General features: G+C 53.7%; 17 protein-coding genes. 13 read left to right on the top strand and 4 right to left on the bottom strand.

The window, feature by feature from the left end:
• Nucleotides 1–38 precede the first annotated feature (38 nt).
• From WB237_RS16385 to queF, 3 genes are all read right to left on the bottom strand, one after another.
• Entirely contained in the window at nt 39–1328 is a 1290-nt protein-coding gene (locus tag WB237_RS16385) for an HAAAP family serine/threonine permease (protein ID WP_336214612.1), read from the bottom strand.
• 514 nt (nt 1329–1842) lie between these two features.
• Nucleotides 1843–3207, bottom strand: a complete 1365-nt coding sequence (ppnN, locus tag WB237_RS16380; protein ID WP_336214611.1) for a nucleotide 5'-monophosphate nucleosidase PpnN — start codon at nt 3205–3207, stop codon at nt 1843–1845.
• Nucleotides 3208–3323: 116 nt separating this feature from the next.
• Entirely contained in the window at nt 3324–4166 is an 843-nt protein-coding gene (gene queF, locus WB237_RS16375; RefSeq protein ID WP_336214610.1) for an NADPH-dependent 7-cyano-7-deazaguanine reductase QueF, read from the bottom strand.
• 69 nt (nt 4167–4235) lie between these two features.
• On the opposite strand from queF, the gene syd reads away from it, so the two are divergent.
• The 8 genes from syd to WB237_RS16335 all read left to right on the top strand — a co-directional run bounded on the left by syd (nt 4236) and on the right by WB237_RS16335 (nt 12549).
• Nucleotides 4236–4781 (top strand): SecY-interacting protein, encoded by a 546-nt coding sequence (gene syd, locus WB237_RS16370; protein WP_336214609.1) that lies wholly within the window; start codon nt 4236–4238, stop codon nt 4779–4781.
• Nucleotides 4782–5411: 630 nt separating this feature from the next.
• Nucleotides 5412–5741, top strand: coding sequence for a YqcC family protein (locus WB237_RS16365; RefSeq protein WP_336214608.1), 330 nt, complete (start codon nt 5412–5414; stop codon nt 5739–5741).
• Nucleotides 5738–6514, top strand: a complete 777-nt coding sequence (gene truC, locus WB237_RS16360; RefSeq protein WP_028016889.1) for a tRNA pseudouridine(65) synthase TruC — start codon at nt 5738–5740, stop codon at nt 6512–6514. The genes WB237_RS16365 and truC overlap by 4 nt, the downstream gene beginning before the upstream one ends.
• A gap of 24 nt (nt 6515–6538) precedes the next feature.
• The gene (locus WB237_RS16355; RefSeq protein ID WP_028016888.1) at nt 6539–6988 is read left to right on the top strand and encodes a flavodoxin; all 450 of its coding nucleotides are present in this window, start codon (nt 6539–6541) and stop codon (nt 6986–6988) included.
• A gap of 295 nt (nt 6989–7283) precedes the next feature.
• Nucleotides 7284–8639 carry a galactarate/glucarate/glycerate transporter GudP gene (gudP, locus tag WB237_RS16350; RefSeq protein ID WP_028016887.1) on the top strand — a complete coding sequence of 452 codons (1356 nt, stop codon included), beginning with the start codon at nt 7284–7286 and terminating at the stop codon, nt 8637–8639.
• Entirely contained in the window at nt 8639–9979 is a 1341-nt protein-coding gene (locus WB237_RS16345) for an enolase C-terminal domain-like protein (RefSeq protein WP_336214814.1), read from the top strand. The genes gudP and WB237_RS16345 overlap by 1 nt, the downstream gene beginning before the upstream one ends.
• Nucleotides 9980–9994: 15 nt before the next feature.
• Nucleotides 9995–11332 (top strand): glucarate dehydratase, encoded by a 1338-nt coding sequence (gene gudD, locus WB237_RS16340; protein WP_336214607.1) that lies wholly within the window; start codon nt 9995–9997, stop codon nt 11330–11332.
• A 77-nt stretch (nt 11333–11409) separates the two neighbouring features.
• Complete coding sequence (locus WB237_RS16335; protein ID WP_336214606.1) at nt 11410–12549, top strand: glycerate kinase; 1140 nt, start codon at nt 11410–11412, stop codon at nt 12547–12549.
• 43 nt (nt 12550–12592) lie between these two features.
• Here the strand turns inward: WB237_RS16335 and barA are convergent, their stop codons facing one another.
• Complete coding sequence (barA, locus tag WB237_RS16330; RefSeq protein WP_028016883.1) at nt 12593–15352, bottom strand: two-component sensor histidine kinase BarA; 2760 nt, start codon at nt 15350–15352, stop codon at nt 12593–12595.
• A gap of 57 nt (nt 15353–15409) precedes the next feature.
• Here barA and rlmD point away from each other — a divergent pair, with 57 nt between their 5' ends.
• The 5 genes from rlmD to eno all read left to right on the top strand — a co-directional run bounded on the left by rlmD (nt 15410) and on the right by eno (nt 23089).
• On the top strand, nt 15410–16708 hold the full coding sequence (gene rlmD, locus WB237_RS16325; protein ID WP_336214605.1) for a 23S rRNA (uracil(1939)-C(5))-methyltransferase RlmD: 1299 nt from the start codon (nt 15410–15412) through the stop codon (nt 16706–16708).
• A gap of 51 nt (nt 16709–16759) precedes the next feature.
• On the top strand, nt 16760–18991 hold the full coding sequence (gene relA, locus WB237_RS16320; RefSeq protein ID WP_028016881.1) for a GTP diphosphokinase: 2232 nt from the start codon (nt 16760–16762) through the stop codon (nt 18989–18991).
• Nucleotides 18992–19058: 67 nt separating this feature from the next.
• Nucleotides 19059–19850, top strand: coding sequence for a nucleoside triphosphate pyrophosphohydrolase (mazG, locus tag WB237_RS16315; protein ID WP_336214604.1), 792 nt, complete (start codon nt 19059–19061; stop codon nt 19848–19850).
• A 223-nt stretch (nt 19851–20073) separates the two neighbouring features.
• On the top strand, nt 20074–21711 hold the full coding sequence (pyrG, locus tag WB237_RS16310; protein WP_028016879.1) for a glutamine hydrolyzing CTP synthase: 1638 nt from the start codon (nt 20074–20076) through the stop codon (nt 21709–21711).
• An 82-nt stretch (nt 21712–21793) separates the two neighbouring features.
• Nucleotides 21794–23089: a phosphopyruvate hydratase gene (gene eno / locus WB237_RS16305; protein WP_028016878.1), complete on the top strand. Its 1296-nt coding sequence runs from the start codon at nt 21794–21796 to the stop codon at nt 23087–23089.
• Nucleotides 23090–23091: the final 2 nt, after the last annotated feature.

The raw sequence follows: 23091 nt of genomic DNA, 5'->3' as shown, positions 1-23091 counted from the left end.
GAGGAAGAATGCGCCGCCCGAGGACGGCGCAGGAGGTATTAGCTGAACAGCGAGTAGAAAATAGCGGAGATAGCAATCAGACCCATCACGACAACGAAGATGTTGCTAATGTGGCCGCTGTATTTACGCATCGCAGGCACTTTCTGAATCGCGTACATCGGCATCAGGAACAGAATCATCGCGATAACCGGGCCACCCAGGGTTTCAATCATGCCCAGGATGCTTGGGTTCAGAGTCGCAACGGCCCAGGTGGTGATCAGCATGAACAGCGCTGTGATTTTGTTCAGCTTGCTGATTTCAATGCTCTTGCCTTTACCGCGCAGAGATTTGATCACCATACCGTTGAAGCCTTCACGTGCGCCCAGGTAGTGGCCGAGGAAGGATTTGGTGATGGCGATAATCGCGATGATAGGTGCCATCCACGCAATGACTGGTGCGTTAAAGTGGTTCGCCAGGTAAGACAGAATAGAGATGTTCTGCTCTTTCGCTGCCGCCAGATCCGCCGGGGAGAGGCTCAGTACGCAGCTGAAGACGAAGAACATCACGGTCAGTACCATCATGATGTGCGCACGTGCCAGGATGCTGGAGCATTTCTTCTCTGCACCGTTGCCGTACTCTTCACGCTTCGCCACTGCGAAGGAGGAGATGATTGGGGAGTGGTTGAAGGAGAAGACCATTACCGGAATCGCCAGCCAGAGGGTCATCAGCAGGCCGTTACCGGTCGCAGATGCGCTGCTCAGGGACAGGGTTTCCAGTGCTGCACCGTTCCACTGTGGGATCAGGTAGCAGGCCAGTACCATCAGAGCAATCACGAACGGGAAGACCAGTACGCTCATTGCTTTAACAATCATCTGCTCACCGAAGCGCACGATAGTCATCATGCCTACGATCAGGATCAGAGACAGAATTGCACGCGGAGGCGGCGTCATGTGCAGCTGGTGCGTCATGAAGCTTTCAACGGTGTTGGTGATTGCCACGCTGTAAACCAGCAGGATTGGGTAAATCGCGAAGAAGTAGAGCAGAGTAATTAATTTACCTGCGCCAATACCGAAGTGCTCTTCAACCACTTCAGTGATGTCTTCGCCCGGGTTTTTACCGGACAGCACGAAGCGGGTCAGACCGCGGTGTGCAAAGAAGGTCATCGGGAAAGCAATGATGGCCATGATGATCAGCGGGATCAGACCGCCGACGCCTGCGTTGATAGGAAGGAACAGTACACCAGCGCCGATTGCTGTGCCGTAAAGGCCAAGCATCCACATGGTATCCGTTTTGCGCCAACCACTTCGGGATTCAATCGAAGCAACGGTGCTGGTTTGAGTGGTTTCCATCTGTATCTCCTGGAGGAAGCGAATTGTCAGGTTTTAAGTCAAATCCGATGAAAAAGTGCCTGACGGTAATATGAAATTCGTTCAGTGACGGTTTTTTAATAATTTTCACCCGTAACTATTGGCGGGCGGAAAGATACATTCTCGTTATGAATCTATCAGTGATCGTGATCTCAAATGCAATAATCCACTTATGATGTGGGCATCTTTAGACCATTTATCTGTTAAAAAAACATCAAATAGAATTTACGGGCGCGAAGGCTACCACCAACAACATGCAGGCTGAAAGAGAGGCCCGTGATATACGAGTCTTACGCTGTAAAGAAATGGGTTTATAGGATTTTATGGCAGGTAAGTTAGATTAAGGCTGATAATTTACGGTTGTAAAATCAAGGTAATCGTTTGCGTCCAGGTGTGATTTGTAAAAGACATAAGCGATCTATATGAATTGTTTCGGTAATAAAAAAGCCGGGACACGTTGTACGACGCCCCGGCTTTTAAGAGAAGACGCTAAGCGTTAAGTGCAGATTTCGTAGCAAGGAATGTAGGCTGATCCTGGCAGCTTCATGCGGTGTTGGGCGACAAAGCCTTGCAGCATGTCATCCATACGACGCATCATCTCCCGGTCACCGTGAATTTTGTACGGACCATATTGCTCTATTGCGCGGATGCCCATCTCTTTCACGTTCCCCGCCACAATTCCGGAGAAGGCACGACGCAGATCGGCAGCCAGGACTTCCACCGGTTGATCCGGATAGAGTTTCAGGTTCGCCATATTCTCGTGCGTAGGTTCGAATGGGATCTGCAGGTCCGGTGCAATACGAATTGACCAGTTGAAGCTGTAAGCATCGCCGGTATCACGACGATTCTCTTTCACCAGCGGCATCGATTTTTTCATCTGACGAGCCACTTCTGCTGCATCATCAATGATGATGCGATAGTGACGACGCGCGGATTCCCCCAGCGTATGCACGATGAACTCGTCCAGCACGCGGAAGTAGTCGGCGCTCTCTTTTGGCCCGGTCAGGATCAACGGCAGAACCTGATCTTTATTGGCCGGGTTCATCAGAATGCCCAGCAGATAAAGTAACTCTTCCGCTGTCCCCACACCGCCCGGGAAGATGATTATCCCGTGGGCGATACGGACAAACGCCTCAAGACGTTTCTCGATATCCGGCATGATAATCAGTTCATTAACCAGCGGGTTAGGTGGCTCAGCAGCAATGATTGACGGTTCGGTCATACCGATAAACCGCCCCTCTTTGTAACGCTGTTGTGCATGCCCAACCGCGGCACCTTTCATTGGCGCTTCCATTGCTCCTGGGCCACAGCCCGTACAGATATTCAGTTCACGCAGGCCGAGTTGCGTTCCAACCCGACGGGCATAAAGATATTCGGTTTCGTTAATGGAGTGACCACCCCAGCAAACGACCATGTTCGGTGCTTCGCCGACGTGCAGGGCACGAGCATTTCGCAAAATCGAGAACACCAGGTTGGTGATATGGACAGAGCTTTCCAGATCGAGATGCTGGAAACGGCCCGCGTTGTGGATCTGCCCGTTAACAAACAGGATGTCACGCAGCACGGCAAACAGGTTGGCCTGAAGTGAGCGAATAATGCGCCCGTCGACAAAGGCGTCTTCTGGCGGGTTAATCACTTCAAGTTTCACGCCACGCTCACGGCGCAGCACGTTGATATCAAAGCTTTCGAAGCGGGACAGTAGTTCTTTACTGTTATCTGTCAGGCTTCCGGAGTTCAGTACGGCAAGTGAACAGTTACGAAACAGTTGATAAAGATCGCTGCTGGCCGTGCGTTTAAGCATGTCCACTTCCAGCTGCGACAACATATCCATTGAGCCAAGCGGGCTAATATGTGTAATCAAGTGAGCTCCTTACGGGACGATTATCGTCTTTCCCTGTTGATTACAATAGCCCTGGCTTATGAGATTTCACAACACTTCGGGCGGAATACCGCCCGCATATTATGAAAATATTTATGTTACTGACGCACCAGACGGCCAGTCGCAGGCACAAAATCGGTATTGGTGCGCCACGGGTTAATATCCAGCCCACCACGGCGGGTATAACGCGCGTAAACGCTCAGCATCTCAGGATGACAGAAACGCTGAATATCATTGAAGATGCGCTCCACGCACTGCTCGTGGAATTCATTGTGATGACGGAACGACACCAGATAGCGCAGCAGTTTTTCCCGGTCAATTTTCGGGCCACGATACTGGATCTGCACGGAACCCCAGTCCGGCTGATGGGTAATCAGGCAGTTGGACTTCAGCAAATGGCTGACCAGCGTCTCTTCGACCATCTTTCCGCTTGCCGCGTTTTCGAGGTAATCAGTGCTGAATTCGTAGCTGTTCACCTCGATATCCTGATCGTCGATGCAGGTACCGTTGAAGTGGGCAATCGGCTGCCCTTCGAGTTCATCCAGACGATACAATGAAACGCTTACGTTGCCCTGAGCGCAGGCACTTAAATCACGTTCCAGGGTGTGCTGAACGTCGTCCCAGCTGTTGAATTTTGTCTGGTTAAAACTGTTGAGATAGAGCTTAAAACTTTTGGACTCAACGAGATTAACGCTGGCGTAATCCAGCTCAACATGGCCCACCGCCACCTGCGGCAAACCGCGAGCGTTAAGCCACGAGAGTTCGTACAGCGTCCAGATATCTCCGCCGACAAACGGCAGTGCATCCGCGTGCAAACCCAGAGGATCGCGATTCAGGCTTCGCGGCACACCCTGCAGCAGGCTTGCATCGTAGGTGTCGCGGTAATCGGTCGATTTACCCAACGTTAAGCCAGTTAACGCCTGATGATTTTCGTAAGACATGTTTCATAGCCACTTTACAGGTACACTTATGGCCTGAGTTTATCCTGTCTTACAAGAAGAGAGAAATCGGTGGACATCGAAACTGCAAATGCCCTCACTACCTTCACGACCCGTTATTGCGATGGATGGCATGAAAAGCACGGCACATGGCCGCAAAGTGCTGATTTATATGGCGTGCCGTCACCGTGCATTATCTCTTCTCTGGATGATTACGTTATCTGGCAGCCAAAGCCCAACACCGGTGAGCAAAATGTAAATGCGGTTGAACGGGCAATGGATATTGTGATACAACCTGCCGTTCATGCGTTTTATACCACGCAATTTGCAGGGGATATGCCTGCACGCTTTGCTGATATTACGTTGACCCTGTTGCAGACCTGGAGTGAAGACGATCTGCAGCGTGTTCAGGAAAACCTGATTGGTCATTTGGTTACGCAAAAGCGCCTTAAGCTTTCTCCGACACTCTTTATTGCCACGCTGGATAGCGAACTGGATGTGATATCCGTCTGCAACCTGTCTGGTGAAGTGGTTAAAGAGACAATCGGAACCCGCAATCGCGAGATCCTCGCCCCCTCTCTTGCGGATTTCCTTACCCGAATTGAGCCACTTCTGTAATCCGTGATGCTACAGCGCGTGTGAGAGATCTCTTACAAGGTTTGTGAGAGATCGCTGGAACATTCAGTATTACCTTATTTAATTAAGATTAATATTACTCTGTTTTTCAATGGATTACTTGTTCATTGCATGACTTATAGCGCTTTCTTACGACTTACACAGCGGACAGGGTGGGTTGTAAGACGAAGCGGAATAGCGGATTCTATCTCCGTCGACAGGACGCCGACACGAGAAACGAACATCAGGATGATGGCGTTTCTTACTCAGGACACGTCAGGATGGCGCTGCAGGAAGGCTTCAGGATGAAGCAAAAGGATAACGCAGGATGCGTAAGGGACACCTCCAGGAAGGAGAATGAGAACCGGTCAGGATGAGCGGTGGGTCAGGAAGGCCAGGATGTTTCAGGATGAAACAAACATATCAGGACGATATGTGCAGGATGCATCGGTTTACGGATGACCAGGCCTACGGGCATCAGGAAAAGTTGTCACGGATGAGCAGGGAGCACGAATTGTAGCTGGAATGCTGCGAAACGAATCGGGAGCACTGTTTTTACAGTGCTCCCTTTTTTTATTTCTGCCTTCCGCAATGCTATGCTGCGCGCCGTTCACTTTTTCAGTTGAGGTTACTATGACGCAACACGATCGCGTTCGTGCCCGGTTGCACGCCATCGAAGCCCTTTTGCGCCAACATCAGCTGTGGCAGGAGACTGCGCCGCAGCCAGAAGCGTTCGCAAGCACCCAGCCATTCTGCCTGGATACGCTGGCACCGTTCGAGTGGCTCCAGTGGGTATTAATTCCGCGTATGCACGCACTGCTGGAAGGCGGTCATCCGCTGCCACACGCCTTTGCTGTTTCTCCCTATTATGAAATGGCGCTGGAGGCGACGCACCCTGCGCGCGACGTGATGCTGGTCGAACTGGAAAAGCTGGATGCCCTGTTTGCCGGTGAAGATGCATGACGCTTGAGATCCTCTATCAGGATGAGTGGCTGGTGGCGGTGAATAAACCGTCCGGCTGGCTGGTGCACCGAAGCTGGCTGGATCGCGACGAGAAAGTCGTGGTGATGCAAACCGTGCGCGACCAGATTGGCCAGCATGTTTTTACTGCCCATCGTCTGGACAGGCCGACCTCCGGCGTTCTGCTGATGGGGCTGTCCAGCGAGGCAGGTCGCCTGCTGGCACAGCAGTTCGAACAGCACCAGATCCAGAAACGCTACCACGCGATTGTCCGTGGCTGGCTGACGGAAAGTGCCACACTGGACTATCCGCTGGTGGAGGAGCTGGACAAAATTGCCGATAAATTTGCCCGTGATGACAAAGGCCCGCAGCCCGCGGTGACGGATTATCGTGGCATGGCGACTACCGAAATGCCGGTGGCAACCAGTAAATTTCCGACCACACGCTACAGCCTGGTTGAGCTTCTGCCTAAAACCGGGCGTAAGCACCAGCTGCGACGCCATCTTGCACACCTGCGCCACCCGATTATTGGCGACAGCAAACACGGCGATCTGCGCCAGAACCGCAGCGCGGCCGAACACTTTGGTTGCCATCGTCTGATGTTGCACGCCAGCGAGCTAAACCTGACGCACCCGTTTACCGGCGAACCGCTGACTATCCGCGCGGGGCTGGACGACGTCTGGATGCAGGCGCTGTCACAGTTTGGCTGGCTGGGACAACTCCCCGAAAATGAAAGGGTTGAGTTTGTATCGGGCAACGTTCAGGATGAACAGTAAACGCATTCAATATGGGAAAATATCATGGCTGAAGTAGGCATTTTTGTCGGCACAATGTACGGCAACTCGCTGCTGGTAGCAGAAGAGGCTGAGGCAATACTCGCCAGCCAGGGCCACAAAGCCACGGTCTATGAAGACCCGGAACTGGCAGACTGGAAAAAGTATCAAGATAAATACATTCTGGTGGTGACCTCCACCACCGGACAGGGCGATCTTCCGGACAGCATCGTGCCGCTTTTCCAGGGAATTAAAGACCAGCTCGGCTATCAGCCGGACGTTCACTACGGCATCATTGCGCTGGGCGATAGCTCTTACGCCAACTTCTGCGGCGGCGGTAAGCAGTTCGATGCTCTTTTGCAGGAGCAAAGCGCCCAACGCGTCGGCGAGATGCTGCTGATTGATGCGGGCGAACACCCTGAGCCTGAAAGTGAGTCGAACCCATGGGTTGAACACTGGGCGACGCTCCTTAAATAGTTCTGTATGCCGGGTAAGGCGTAGCCGCCACCCGGCAGTACACCCCGCACCAAACGCCAATTCCGTGAACCATCTTCCACTCTCCTGGGCTTATGCCATAAACAACCTATCATACCCCCTTCAATACTGTGTCTTTGCACGGTGAGAGAACGTGTCACTCCTTCATATACTTTTCCGGTCACTATAAAACGGCGTCAGGCCGTACCAAAACGACAAAACACAAATCTCATTCTGATTACCCTACCGGTGCTGTACAGAATGAACCTGGCGAAAGCTATGTTTCAGGAGTGCAACAATGAGTACATTAAGCCACGCAGCGAGCAGCGCTGAGAAGCGCACCAATGCCCGCTACTGGATAGTGGTGATGCTGTTTATCGTCACGTCCTTTAACTATGGTGACCGCGCCACGCTGTCGATTGCCGGCTCGGAAATGGCAAAAGACATCGGCCTTGATCCGGTGGGCATGGGTTACGTTTTCTCTGCATTCTCATGGGCCTACGTTATCGGGCAAATTCCTGGCGGCTGGCTGCTGGACCGTTTTGGATCTAAACGCGTCTATTTCTGGTCCATCTTTATCTGGTCGATGTTCACCCTGCTGCAGGGTTTCGTCGATATCTTCAGCGGCTTCGGCATTATCGTGGCGCTCTTCACGCTGCGCTTCCTGGTAGGCTTAGCGGAAGCGCCTTCCTTCCCGGGCAACAGCCGCATTGTGGCGGCATGGTTCCCGGCGCAGGAGAGGGGAACGGCGGTAGCGATCTTCAACTCCGCACAGTACTTCGCAACGGTGATCTTCGCGCCAATCATGGGCTGGCTGACGCATGAAGTGGGCTGGTCGCACGTATTCTTCTTCATGGGCGGGCTTGGGATCGTCATCAGCTTCATCTGGCTGAAAGTGATCCACGAACCTAATCAGCATCCCGGCGTGAACAAGAAAGAGCTGGAGTACATTGCCGAAGGCGGAGCGCTGATCAACATGGATCAAAAATCAGCAAAAGCAAAAGTCCCGTTCAGTCAGAAATGGGCGCAGATCAAACAGCTTGTCGGCTCGCGGATGATGATCGGGATCTATCTTGGCCAGTATTGCATCAACGCCTTAACTTACTTCTTTATCACCTGGTTCCCGGTTTATCTGGTGCAGGCGCGTGGTATGTCGATTCTGAAAGCGGGGTTTGTCGCCTCTGTTCCGGCAATCTGCGGCTTCGTTGGGGGTGTGCTCGGCGGGGTGATTTCCGACTGGCTGATGCGCCGCACCGGTTCCCTGAACATCGCGCGAAAAACGCCGATTGTGCTCGGCATGCTGCTCTCCATGACCATGGTGTTCTGTAACTACGTAAATACCGAGTGGATGATTATCGGCTTCATGGCGATGGCTTTCTTCGGTAAAGGGATCGGTGCGCTGGGCTGGGCGGTGATGGCAGATACTGCGCCAAAAGAGATCAGTGGTCTGAGCGGCGGTCTGTTCAACATGTTCGGCAACATCTCCGGGATTGTCACCCCCATCGCTATCGGCTACATCGTCGGCACGACGGGCTCTTTCAACGGTGCGCTGATTTACGTGGGGGTTCACGCTCTGGTGGCGGTACTGAGCTATCTGGTGCTGGTGGGCGATATCAAACGCGTTGAACTTAAACCTGTTGCGGAGCGTGGATGATGACAACGCAATCAAGCCCAATCGTCACTGAGATGAAAGTCATCCCGGTGGCTGGGCAGGACAGTATGCTGTTGAATATTGGCGGCGCACATCACGCCTGGTTTACCCGTAATATCGTTGTGCTGACAGACAGCGCAGGGAATACCGGCGTGGGCGAAGCGCCCGGCGGAGAGGTGATTTATCAGACGCTGGTCGATGCCATACCTCGGGTGATGGGTCAGGAGATCGCCCGGTTGAATAGGGTGGTCCAGCAGGTACATAAGGGAAATCAGTCGGCAGACTTTGATACCTTCGGAAAAGGGGCGTGGACGTTTGAACTGCGCGTCAATGCTGTCGCCGCTCTGGAAGCCGCCCTGCTTGATTTACTGGGCAAGACCTTGCATGTCCCGGTCTGCGAATTGCTGGGGCCCGGCAAGCAGCGCGATGCGGTGACGGTGCTCGGCTATCTGTTTTATGTTGGCGATCGCAACAAAACCGACCTGCCTTATCTGGCTCACTCGCCGGGCAGCCACGAGTGGTATCACCTGCGTCATCAGGAAGCGCTCTCCGGTGAAAGCGTTGTCCGGCTGGCTGAGGCGGCGCAGGATCGTTACGGTTTTAAAGATTTCAAGCTTAAAGGCGGCGTACTGTCAGGTGAGCAGGAGATTGAAACGGCCCGGGCGCTGAAAAAACGCTTCCCGGAGGCGCGTATCACCGTTGACCCTAACGGCGCATGGTTGCTGGACGAAGCGATCGCCCTGTGCAAAGGGTTGGGGGATGTCCTGACCTACGCGGAAGATCCGGTTGGAGCTGAACAAGGCTTCTCGGGTCGCGAAGTGATGGCAGAGTTCCGTCGTTCCACCGGGTTGCCAGTCGCCACGAACATGATCGCCACCAACTGGCGTGAAATGGGTCACGCTGTGATGCTGAACGCTGTCGATATTCCGCTGGCAGACCCACATTTCTGGACGCTTTCAGGTGCAGTACGTGTCGCGCAACTGTGCGATGACTGGGGGCTAACCTGGGGCTGCCACTCCAACAACCACTTTGATATTTCGCTGGCGATGTTTACCCACGTTGGCGCGGCGGTACCGGGTAACCCCACCGCTATCGACACCCACTGGATTTGGCAGGAGGGTGAAGCTCGCCTGACCAAAAATCCGCTTGAGATCAAAAACGGCAAAATTGCTGTGCCGGATGCGCCTGGGCTGGGTGTAGAGCTTGACTGGGATCAGGTTCATAAAGCCCATGAGGCGTATAAAAAACTGCCTGGTGGTGCGCGTAACGACGCAGGACCGATGCAGTATCTTATCCCCGGCTGGACATTTGACCGTAAGCGCCCTGTTTTCGGACGTCACTGATAAAAGGATTGAACGATGAGCACTTTTTCTACCCCCGTAGTCACTACCATGCAGATCATTCCGGTTGCGGGCCATGACAGCATGCTGATGAACCTGAGTGGTGCGCATGCGCCATTCTTTACCCGCAATATCGTGATTATCAAAGACAACTCCGGTCATACCGGTGTAGGCGAAATTCCAGGTGGGGAGAAGATCCGTACTACGCTGGAAGATGCCATTCCATTAGTAGTCGGTAAAACGCTGGGCGAGTACAAAAATGTGCTGAATACCGTGCGCAATACTTTCGCTGACCGCGATGCGGCTGGACGTGGGCTGCAAACGTTCGATCTTCGTACCACTATCCATGTGGTGACCGGTATCGAAGCGGCAATGCTGGACTTGTTAGGCCAGCACCTGGGCGTTAACGTCGCGTCACTGTTAGGCGATGGCCAGCAGCGCAGCGAAGTGGAAATGCTGGGCTATCTGTTCTTTGTCGGCGACCGCAAACTGACGCCTCTGCCGTATCAAAGTCAGCCAGATGAACAATGCGACTGGTATCGACTTCGCCACGATGAGGCGATGACCCCGGATGCGGTAGTGCGCTTGGCGGAAGCCGCTTATGAGAAGTACGGCTTCAACGATTTCAAATTGAAGGGGGGCGTGCTGGCGGGCGAAGAAGAGGCGGAAGCCATCTCTGCGCTGGCGAAACGTTTCCCGCAAGCGCGCGTAACGCTCGATCCAAATGGGGCCTGGTCTCTTGATGAAGCGATCAGAATCGGTAAACAGCTGAAAGGCGTGCTGGCCTATGCGGAAGATCCGTGCGGGGCTGAACAAGGTTTCTCCGGCCGCGAAGTGATGGCGGAATTCCGCCGTGCAACAGGTTTGCCAACGGCAACAAACATGATAGCAACCGACTGGCGCCAGATGGGGCATACGCTTTCTCTGCAATCTGTCGATATTCCGCTGGCTGACCCGCACTTCTGGACGATGCAGGGTTCAGTGCGCGTGGCGCAGATGTGTCATGAGTTTGGCCTGACCTGGGGCTCGCATTCCAACAACCACTTCGATGTGTCGCTGGCAATGTTCACTCACGTTGCCGCTGCTGCACCGGGTACGATCACTGCGATCGACACGCACTGGATCTGGCAGGAAGGCAATCAGCGCCTGACCAAAGAGCCGTTTGAGATCAAAGGGGGCATGGTGCAGGTGCCGTCCACACCGGGGTTAGGTGTTGAGCTGGATATGGATCAGGTTATGAAAGCTCACGAGCTGTATCAGAAACATGGCCTGGGTGCGCGCGATGATGCGATGGCGATGCAGTATCTCATCCCGGGCTGGTCATTTGATAATAAACGTCCGTGCATGGTGCGATAAATGTGCAGGGAACGCTCCCATTGCTGGTCATTTGCGTGGTGTATGCTTAACGTAACAACGATGCGTAAGGATGGCTTATGAAAATTGTTATCGCACCGGACTCATATAAGGAAAGTTTGAGTGCGCTTGAGGTTGCGACAGCGATAGAGCGTGGTTTTCGCGAGATCTTCCCCGAGGCAGTTTACGTCAAACTGCCGGTCGCAGATGGTGGCGAAGGGACGGTTGAGGCGATGATCGCGGCAACGCAGGGAAGCATTATGCATGTTCCGGTGACCGGCCCGCTGGGCGAGCACGTGGACGGGTTTTATGGTTTGTCCGGTGATAAGCAGAGTGCCTTTATTGAAATGGCAGCGGCCAGCGGCCTGGAGCTGGTTGCGCCTTCGCAGCGTAACCCTCTGAGAACCACCTCCTGGGGAACAGGTGAGCTTATCCGTCATGCGCTGGATGCGGGCGTTAAGCATATCATTATTGGCATTGGCGGGAGTGCCACCAATGACGGCGGTGCAGGGATGGTGCAGGCGCTGGGCGCTAAATTGCTCGATGCGAGTGAAGAGCCTCTTGGGCAGGGCGGGGGCGAGTTGGGAAAACTCGCGCGTATAGACCTGAGCAGGCTGGATAAACGTCTGGCGGAGTGCCGGATTGAGGTGGCCTGTGATGTAACTAATCCGCTCACCGGAAAGGATGGTGCGTCAGCCGTATTTGGTCCGCAAAAGGGGGCCACACCTGAGATGATTGTCACCCTGGACAACGCGCTTGCTCAGTATGCGCGGGTCATTGCCCGGGATCTGGATATTGATGTGTTGAACCTTGCTGGCGGTGGCGCAGCGGGCGGCATGGGGGCGGCGCTGTATGCTTTTTGCGGTGCGCAGTTACGCCAGGGGATTGAGATCGTGACCGATGCGCTACACCTGGCCGAGCAGGTGGCCGATGCGGATTTGGTGATTACAGGTGAAGGACGCATCGACAGTCAGACGATCCACGGCAAAGTCCCGGTAGGTGTGGCGAAAGTGGCCAAACGCTTTAACAAACCTGTCATCGGTATTGCGGGGAGTCTGACGGCGGATGTTGGCGTGGTACACGAACACGGCATTGATGCGGTGTTTAGCGTGATCTACACCATCTGCTCACTCGAAGACGCGCTGGAAAATGCCAGTGAAAATGTCCAGATGGCCGCAAGGAATATCGCCGCGGCGCTGAAAATAGGGCAGGCATTTTAGCTGTGATTGCCGGGTAAGGCGAAACTGCCACCCGGCTTTTACCTCAGCTTCCCAGCACTTTCATCGCTTCCCGCGTCACATTATCCATCTCATCCAGCAGCTCCAGGAATTCCGGTTCAAGCTCAGATTCTGGCGTGCCGGCACGCAGTTGCTGCTCCAGCAACTGGCAGAGATTTTTCAGCCGCGGCACGCCGCTGTACCCACAACTACCGTGAAGCTTGTGGATCGCTTCCAGCAGATCGTCCGGGTTTTCACCCACCAGTTGCTCTTCAACCTTATTGCGAATTTCCGGTAGAAACGCGACCAGCATTTGCAACATTTCGCGCGCTAAGTCGGGTTTTCCTGCTGCCTGGCGCAGCGCAAGCTGCCAGTCAAAAGTCGCGTTCTGATTGACGCTAATCTCAACCGGCTCGGCAGATGGCGTGTACGTCCCGCCTGAATGCCCCGGTTTATAGCGTAACAACAGGTTATGAAGTTTCTCTTCGTCGATAGGTTTTGCCAGATAATCATTCATCCCGGCACTCAGTAGCTTCTCTTTCTGACCGGCCATCGCATGCGCGGTGACCGCAATCACCGGGGTCTGCTGCTGATGCGGGAGTTGATGGATCAGCTCACAGGCCCGAATGCCATCCATACCCGGCATTTGAATATCCATCAGAATTAAATCGAACTGCATCTGTTTAGCCTGTTCAACCGCCTGCGTGCCACTGGTACACAGTTCAACATGCTGAACCTGGTCTTCAAGCAATACGCCAATGAGCTTCAGGTTGGCCGGGTTATCATCCACGGCCATCACGCTCATCGGCAATTTTTGCTCATTGTCAATCGGTGGCAGGGCATTCTGGCTAAGACGGCAATATTCCGTCAACGCTGGCAGCAGTCGGGTCGCGGTGAGCGGTTTTAGCAGACACGCGGCGGCTCCGTCATTCTTCAACTCTTCTGCATTGAGCTGGGCATGGCAAGGGAGCGCCAGCAGCAGATAGTCGGTCATTGACGCGGCTTTCGCCAGCCGTTCCTGTTGCATGGTCAGTTCGCCGGTGAAAGTGACCGGGATCCCCATCAGCAGAATGTCGTAGTGTTCAACGGCAAGGGCTGAGAAGGTTGGGCTGTAGACCACTTCCAGCGGCGTGGTGCTTAAAATATCAAGCGCACATTGCGCCGCCGCCGCGTTAGGCTCGACGTAGGCAAGACGCTTACCTTTCAGGCAGTCTGTCACCGGACCATCGGTCAGCACGTTCGGGTTGAGGTCCAGATTAATGTGGAACCAGAAGGTTGAACCGCGGTTCGGCTGGCTGTGGAAAGAGATATCTCCGCCCATCTCATTCACCAGTCTCTGCGTGATCACCAGCCCCAGACCAGTACCGCCATGACGGCGGGAGATACTGGCGTCTGCCTGACGAAACGCCTGGAACAACCGCGACTGATCGCGCTCAGGGATACCGATGCCGGTATCGCGGATCTGCACTTCAATCTGAACCTTGTTATTACTGATAGAACGTTTTTCCACCAGAATGTCGATGTTACCGCTTTCGGTGAACTTAATGGCATTTCCGACAAGGTTAGTAATAACCTGCTGCAGACGTAGCGGGTCGCCAATGACGTTATCCGGCACATCGTTCTTGATGTTAAGTGTCAGCTCCAGCCCTTTATCGTGCGAGGAGTGTGCGAGAAGCGTGACCACTTCATCCAGTGTGCTCCGCAACGGGAACGGAATACTTTCCAGAATAAGCTTGCCAGCTTCCAGCTTGGAGAAGTCCAGCACGTCGTTAATGATCGCTAACAGGTTGTTAGCGGAGCGCTCGATAGTGTGCAGATGGTCGCGCTGAGTCGGGTTAAGCTCGCTTTTCAGCGTCAGGCGGGTAAAGCCGATCACACCATTGAGCGGTGTACGCAGCTCGTGTGACATATTGGCAAGGAATTCAGATTTAATACGTGCTGCTTCCTGCGCACGCTTTTTCGCCAGATCCAGCTCAACGTTCTGAATCTCCATCTGTTCCAGCGTTTCGCGCAGGTCAGACGTGGCCTGGTCAACGTTGTGCTGCATCTCTTCGTGATACGCCGCCAGAGACATCGCCATCGAGTTGATGCCATTTTTCAGCATATCCAGCTCGCCCAGCATAAACCCTTCAACGCGGCTGTCGAGCTGACCCCGGCGAATACGGTCAACCGTGTTGACCATGTTGCGGATGGGCCCCGTCACATCGCGCATCAGACGCCAGCCGAAGATTAGTGCAATACCGATGCAGAACAACATCATCACGCCAGAGATGAAAATTTCTTTGTACTGCTGTAGCCGTACCGACTTGAGATCCAGCTCCAGTGCGACATATCCCAGCATATTATTGCTGGATTTGGCGTCAGATTGCGCAGACTCATCGGGTGAATAACTTTCTGAAATGATCGGCGTGCGCAGGATCATGATATCCCCGCGCCGAAGCACTGTGAGCTGGCGCGGGAACGGTGTGCCGTCAGGGATTTTCAGGGACGCCGGATCGAGATGAAAATTAGAGGTGACAAACAGACGGTTATGTTCGTCGTAAACGGAAATGGCACGAACAATGTCCGAGTGACGACGGTGGAGTACGCTGATTAACTGACCAATGGACTCGCGGTTTTGCAGGTTCATCCCATACTCACTGGACACGGCCAGCGGTTCGATGATGCTGGCGCCAGCACCTTCCAGTTGACGCTGCAAATCGTTATAGCGATGCACCACAAAGAAGATACTCAGCAGCAAACCGATAAGAACGGTGGGGGCGAGGATCAAAATCATCATGCGCGCGCGCAGGCTGTAGTTGGTCATGGCGTTCCGTTATGGGACAATTAAGATAATTATGTTTATGTGAGAAAAATCTCGGCGATGGCGCAATTCTACTCTGCAAAACGACGCGTGACGACGCGTCAAATCATCACTGTTGAAGCTACGGACCTGGATCCTTTTGGCCAGGGGGTCGCTCGACATAATGGTAAGACTCTGTTTATAACAGGTTTACTGCCAACAGAACGAGCAGAAATTACGCTGACAGAAGATAAACGGCAGTACGCCCGTGGACAGGTGAAGCGTCGCCTCAACGATAGCCCGGAGCGTGTGGAACCTCGTTGCCCGCATTTTGGTGTCTGTGGAGGTTGTCAGCAACAGCATGCGAGCACAGAATTACAGCAAAAAAGCAAAAGTAGCGCCCTGGCGCGTCTGCTTAAACATGACGTTAGTGAGATTATTGCCGATGAGCCGTGGGGTTATCGCCGCCGTGTGCGCCTGAGTCTCAGCTTTCAACCAAAAACTGAGCGGCTGGAGATGGGGTTTCGCAAAGCCGGCTCCAGCGATATCGTTGATGTGAAGCATTGCCCCGTTTTGGTGCCCCATCTTGAGGCATTGCTTCCAGAAGTGCGCATTTGTCTCTCCGGGCTGGATGGCGTTCGCCACCTTGGGCATGTCGAACTGGTCATGGCAAATAATGGCCCGCTGATGGTTTTGCGCCACACCGCGCCGCTGTCGAAAAAAGATCGCGAAAAACTGGAACACTTTTCGCATTCCCACGACCTGGCGCTTTTTCTGGCACCACAAAGCGAGATACTTGAGCAGGTTACAGGTGACGCGCCCTGGTATGCGTCAAACGGACTACGCTTAACGTTCAGCCCGCGGGATTTCATTCAGGTAAATGATGGCGTTAACCAGCAGATGGTTGAGAAAGCGCTGGCGTGGCTGGATGTTCAGAAAAGCGATCGGGTGCTCGATCTGTTCTGCGGAATGGGTAACTTCACGCTGCCGTTGGCGCAAAAAGCCGCGAGCGTCGTCGGCGTGGAAGGTGTTGAGGCGCTGGTGGCTAAAGGGCAGGAGAACGCAGAGCAGAACGGCTTGCAAAATGTGACCTTCTTTCATCAAAATCTTGAGGAAGATGTCACCCAACAGCCGTGGGCGAAGCAGGGCTTTGATAAAATATTACTCGACCCGGCTCGTGCCGGTGCACCGGGTGTCATGGCACATATTATTAAACTCGCGCCGAAGCGTGTGGTCTATGTTTCCTGTAACCCGGCAACGCTTGCCCGTGACAGTGAGGCATTAATCAGTGCGGGTTACCAGATTCGGCGTCTGGCAATGCTGGACATGTTCCCGCACACTGGACATCTGGAATCGATGGTGTTGTTCGAGCACATCTAATTTGTTTGGCTTGTCGACTTCGACAGGCCCTGGTCCCTAAAGGAGAGGACAATGGTTGCGGTAAGAAGTGCACATCTTAATAAAGCTGGGGAATTTGACCCACAAAAATGGATCGCAAGTCTGGGAATTTCCAGCCAGCAGTCGTGTGAACGCTTAACCGAAACCTGGGCCTATTGTCTGCGCACCACGCAGGGGCATCAGGATGCCGATCTTCTCTTATGGCGCGGCGTGGAGATGGTTGAAATCTTATCCATGCTGAACATGGACATCGAAACGCTGCAGGCCGCGCTTCTGTTCCCGCTTGCCGATGCGGACGTCGTCACTGAAGACGTGCTGCGCGAAAGCGTCGGAAAATCGGTCGTGGCGCTGATCCACGGCGTACGCGATATGGCGGCTATCCGCCAGCTTAAGGCTGCGCACACTGATTCTGTCTCTTCAGAACAGGTCGATAACGTTCGCCGCATGCTGCTGGCCATGGTGGATGACTTCCGCTGTGTGGTCATCAAACTTGCCGAGCGTATTGCCCATCTGCGTGAAGTGAAGGATGCACCGGAAGACGAGCGCGTGCTGGCCGCCAAAGAGTGTACAAACATCTATGCGCCGCTCGCAAACCGTTTAGGGATTGGTCAGCTGAAGTGGGAACTGGAAGATTATTGCTTCCGCTACCTGCACCCGGCGGAATATAAACGCATTGCCAAACTGCTGCATGAGCGCCGTATCGACCGCGAGCATTATATCGAGGAGTTTGTCAGCGGGTTGCGTCAGTCAATGAAAGAAGAGAATGTGCGTGCCGAAGTCTACGGTCGACCAAAGCACATCTACAGTATCTGGCGCAAAATGCAGAAGAAACATCTCGCTTTTGACGAGCTGTTTGACGTGCGCGCGGTTCGTATCGTGGCGGAGCGTCTGCAGGACTGCTATGCCGCGCTGGGGATAGTGCACACGCACTTCCGCCACCTGCCGGATGAGTTCGATGACTACGTCGCGAACCCGAAACCTAACGGCTACCAGTCTATTCATACCGTTGTGCTCGGCCCTGGCGGCAAAACGGTCGAAATTCAGATCCGCACCAAACAGATGCACGAAGACGCCGAACTGGGCGTTGCCGCGCACTGGAAATATAAAGAAGGCACCTCCGGTGGGGCGCGTTCCGGCCATGAAGACCGCATCGCCTGGCTGCGTAAGTTGATTGCGTGGCAGGAAGAGATGGCCGACTCCGGCGAGATGCTTGACGAAGTGCGCAGCCAGGTCTTTGACGACCGGGTGTATGTCTTTACCCCGAAAGGGGATGTCGTTGATCTGCCTGCGGGCTCTACACCGCTCGATTTTGCCTACCATATCCACAGTGATGTGGGGCACCGCTGTATCGGGGCGAAAATCGGCGGGCGCATTGTACCGTTCACCTACCAGCTGCAGATGGGCGACCAGATTGAAATTATCACTCAGAAGCAGCCAAACCCGAGCCGGGACTGGCTGAATCCAAACCTGGGTTACGTGACGACCAGCCGTGGGCGTTCCAAAATTCACGCCTGGTTCCGTAAACAGGATCGTGACAAGAACATCCTTGCTGGTCGCCAGATCCTTGATGACGAGCTGGAGCATATTGGCATCAGCCTGAAAGAGGCGGAGAAGTTCCTGCTGCCGCGCTACAACTTTAACGAACTTGATGAGCTGTTAGCGGCCATTGGCGGCGGCGATATCCGTCTGAATCAGATGGTGAACTTCCTGCAGGCGCAGTTCAATAAGCCGAGTGCGGCAGAGCAGGATGCAGCCGCGCTGAAGCAGCTGCAGCAGAAAACCTATGCCCCGCAACAGCGCAGCAAAGACAATGGCCGCGTGGTAGTGGAAGGCGTAGGCAATCTTATGCACCACATTGCGCGCTGCTGCCAGCCTATCCCTGGCGACGATATCGTCGGCTTTATCACCCAGGGGCGCGGGATTTCGATTCACCGCTCCGACTGCGACCAGCTTGCCGAGCTACAATCGCATGCGCCCGAGCGCATCGTGGAAGCGGTCTGGGGCGAGAGCTATTCCGCGGGTTATTCGCTGGTGGTGCGTGTCACTGCCAACGATCGCAGCGGCCTGCTGCGCGACATTACCACCATTCTCGCCAACGAGAAGGTCAACGTGCTGGGCGTCGCCAGCCGCAGCGATACCCGCGAGCAGCTTGCTACCATCGATATGACCATCGAAATCTATAACCTGCAGGTGCTGGGCCGCGTGCTTGGCAAACTGAACCAGGTACCGGATGTGATTGACGCGCGTCGTCTGCACGGCGGTTAAACACACTCTTCTGTAAGCCGGGTAAGGCTTTGCCGCCACCCGGCTTGTTTTTTTAATGGAAAACACTATGACTCAAATCGACCGCCTGCTCGGCATCATGAAACGTCTTCGGGACCCTGAAAACGGCTGTCCGTGGGACAAAGAGCAGACTTTCGCCACCATCGCCCCGTACACACTTGAAGAGACCTATGAGGTGCTGGACGCCATCTCTCGCGAAGATTTTGACGACCTGCGCAGCGAGTTGGGCGATCTGCTTTTCCAGGTGGTGTTCTATGCACAAATGGCGCAGGAAGAGGGGCGTTTTAACTTTGACGACATTTGTGCCGCTATTAGCGACAAGCTTGAGCGCCGCCACCCTCATATTTTTGGTGATGCTACTGCGGGGAACAGTGCGGAAGTGCTGGTCCGCTGGGAACAAATCAAAAGCGCCGAACGCGCAGAGAAATCTCAGCACTCCGCGCTGGACGATATTCCTCTGAGTCTGCCCGCACTGATGCGCGCCCATAAAATTCAGAAACGCTGCTCTGCAGTCGGGTTTGACTGGACGTCCCTCGGCCCGGTCCTGGACAAAGTGCATGAAGAGATCGACGAAGTGATGCACGAAGCGCAGCAGGCAGTGGTGGATGAAGCAAAGCTGGAAGAGGAGATGGGCGATCTGCTGTTTGCGACTGTCAACCTTTCACGCCACCTGGGTGTAAAAGCGGAAACCGCGCTGCAAAAAGCCAACATTAAGTTCGAGCGTCGTTTTCGCGAAGTCGAACGGATTGTGGCCTCGCGTGGCCTGGAAATGACCGGTGTAGACCTCGATGTGATGGAAGAAGTCTGGCAGGAAGTAAAACGCCAGGAAACTGATCTCTAACGGATTTTTGCGATCAAGCGCAATTTGTGTGATTTTTTAAATGACAAGCGCTTGATTTGCGTCAAAAACATTTACCCAAAACGGGCTATTTTCTCACTCCTTATGTTTGTCATGGCCTGGAATGGAGACGGAGAATGAAAGTTTGTGGCGCTCGCCGTGTTCGGGTATACTACTTTCCCGTCCTGGTTATTCCATCGTTTCACCCTAACTTCTCAGGTTCAGCATGACAACGAACTATATTTTTGTGACCGGCGGGGTCGTATCCTCTCTGGGTAAAGGCATTGCCGCAGCCTCCCTCGCAGCCATTCTTGAAGCCCGTGGCCTCAATGTGACCATGATGAAACTGGATCCGTACATCAACGTCGATCCGGGCACCATGAGCCCAACCCAACACGGGGAAGTGTTCGTTACTGAAGACGGCGCTGAAACCGATCTGGATCTTGGCCACTACGAGCGTTTCATCCGCACCAAAATGACCCGTCGTAACAACTTCACGACTGGCCGCATCTATTCCGACGTTCTGCGTAAAGAGCGCCGTGGTGACTACCTGGGCGCGACCGTGCAGGTTATCCCACACATCACGAACGCAATTAAAGAACGTGTTCTTGCCGGTGGCGAAGGGCATGATGTGGTGCTGGTTGAAATCGGTGGTACTGTAGGGGATATCGAATCCTTACCATTCCTGGAAGCGATTCGTCAGCTGGCGGTGGATATTGGTCGTGAACACGCGCTGTTCATGCACCTGACGCTGGTGCCTTACATGGCAGCCGCAGGTGAAGTGAAAACCAAACCGACTCAGCACTCGGTGAAAGAGCTGCTCTCCATTGGTATTCAGCCTGACATCCTGGTTTGCCGTTCTGATCGTGCTATCCCGGCGAACGAACGTGCGAAAATTGCATTGTTCTGTAACGTGCCTGAAAAAGCCGTTATTTCAATGAAAGATGTCGATTCCATTTATAAAATCCCGGGCCTGTTGAAATCACAGGGCCTGGACGATTATATTTGTAAACGATTCAGCTTGAACTGTCCGGAAGCTAACCTGTCTGAATGGGAACAGGTTATTTATGAAGAAGCGAATCCGGCTGGTGAAGTGACTATCGGTATGGTCGGCAAGTATATCGAACTGCCGGATGCCTATAAGTCAGTGATCGAAGCGCTGAAACACGGTGGTCTGAAGAACCGTGTCTCCGTGAATATCAAGCTGATTGATTCGCAGGATGTTGAAACGCGTGGCGTTGAAATCCTGAAAGATCTGGATGCTATTCTGATCCCTGGTGGCTTCGGTTACCGTGGTGTAGAAGGCAAGATCGCCACCGCGCGCTATGCGCGTGAGAACAATATTCCATACCTCGGCATCTGTCTGGGTATGCAGGTTGCGCTGATCGAATTTGCGCGCAACGTAGCGGGAATGGAAAACGCGAACTCTACGGAATTTGTGCCAGACTGTAAGTACCCTGTAGTGGCGCTTATCACTGAATGGCGTGACGAAGACGGTAACGTCGAAGTCCGTACCGAGAAGAGCGATCTGGGTGGCACCATGCGTCTTGGCGCACAGGCCTGCCAGCTGTCCGACGATAGCGTGGTTCGCAAGCTGTACGGCGAGTCAACCATCACCGAACGCCATCGTCACCGCTATGAAGTCAACAACATGTTGTTGAAACAAATTGAAGCCGCGGGTCTGCGTGTTGCGGGCCGCTCCGGGGATGATCAGTTAGTCGAGATCATTGAAGTGCCAAACCATCCGTGGTTTGTCGCCTGCCAGTTCCACCCGGAATTTACTTCAACGCCACGTGACGGGCATCCGCTGTTTGCAGGCTTCGTGAAGGCCGCCAGCGACTACCAGAAGCGTCAGGCGAAGTAAAAAAAGTTAGAACGGCAACGCGTACCCCTGGTACGCGTTGTTTGTCTGGAGTTTTAGTTTAACTTGTACTGAGGAAAATCTAATGTCCAAAATCGTTAAAGTCATCGGTCGTGAAATCATCGACTCCCGTGGTAACCCGACCGTTGAAGCCGAAGTTCATCTGGAAGGTGGTTTCGTCGGTATGGCAGCGGCTCCATCAGGTGCTTCTACTGGTTCCCGCGAAGCGCTGGAACTGCGCGATGGCGACAAATCCCGTTTCATGGGCAAAGGCGTACTGAAAGCGGTTGGCGCTGTAAACGGTCCTATTGCTCAGGCAATCCTTGGCAAAGACGCCAAAGACCAGGCTGGCATCGACAAGATCATGATCGATCTGGACGGTACTGAAAACAAATCTAACTTCGGTGCGAACGCAATCCTGGCTGTTTCCCTGGCGAACGCCAAAGCAGCAGCTGCAGCGAAAGGTATGCCACTGTTCGAACACATTGCTGAACTGAACGGCACCCCAGGCAAATACTCCATGCCAGTACCAATGATGAACATCATCAACGGTGGTGAGCACGCGGACAACAACGTTGATATTCAGGAATTCATGATTCAGCCAGTTGGCGCGAAATCCCTGAAAGAAGCGGTACGCATGGGTTCTGAAGTGTTCCACAACCTGGCTAAAGTTCTGAAAGCTAAAGGTATGAACACTGCTGTTGGTGACGAAGGTGGCTACGCGCCAAACCTGGGTTCTAACGCAGAAGCACTGGCTGTAATCGCAGAAGCAGTTAAAGCTGCTGGCTACGAGCTGGGCAAAGACATCACCCTGGCGATGGACTGTGCAGCATCTGAATTCTACAAAGACGGTAAATACGTTCTGGCTGGTGAAGGCAACAAAGCGTTCACCTCTGAAGAGTTCACTCACTTCCTGGAAGACCTGACCAAACAGTACCCAATCGTTTCTATCGAAGACGGTCTGGACGAATCTGACTGGGCTGGTTTCGCATACCAGACCAAAGTACTGGGCGACAAAATCCAGCTGGTTGGTGACGATCTGTTCGTAACCAACACCAAGATCCTGAAAGAAGGCATCGAGAAAGGCATCGTTAACTCCATCCTGATCAAATTCAACCAGATCGGTTCTCTGACCGAAACTCTGGCTGCGATCAAAATGGCGAAAGACGCTGGCTACACCGCTGTTATCTCTCACCGTTCTGGCGAAACTGAAGACGCTACCATCGCTGACCTGGCTGTTGGTACCGCTGCAGGCCAGATCAAAACCGGTTCTATGAGCCGTTCTGACCGTGTTGCTAAATACAACCAGCTGATTCGTATCGAAGAAGCTCTGGGCGAAAAAGCACCATACAACGGTCGTAAAGAGATCAAAGGCCAGTAATA

This window comes from Enterobacter sp. P82, assembly GCF_037053385.1.
Taxonomy (GTDB): Bacteria; Pseudomonadota; Gammaproteobacteria; order Enterobacterales; family Enterobacteriaceae; genus Enterobacter.
The sequence above is the reverse complement of the archived record's forward strand: the minus strand, read 5'-3'. Positions and strand labels throughout refer to the sequence as shown.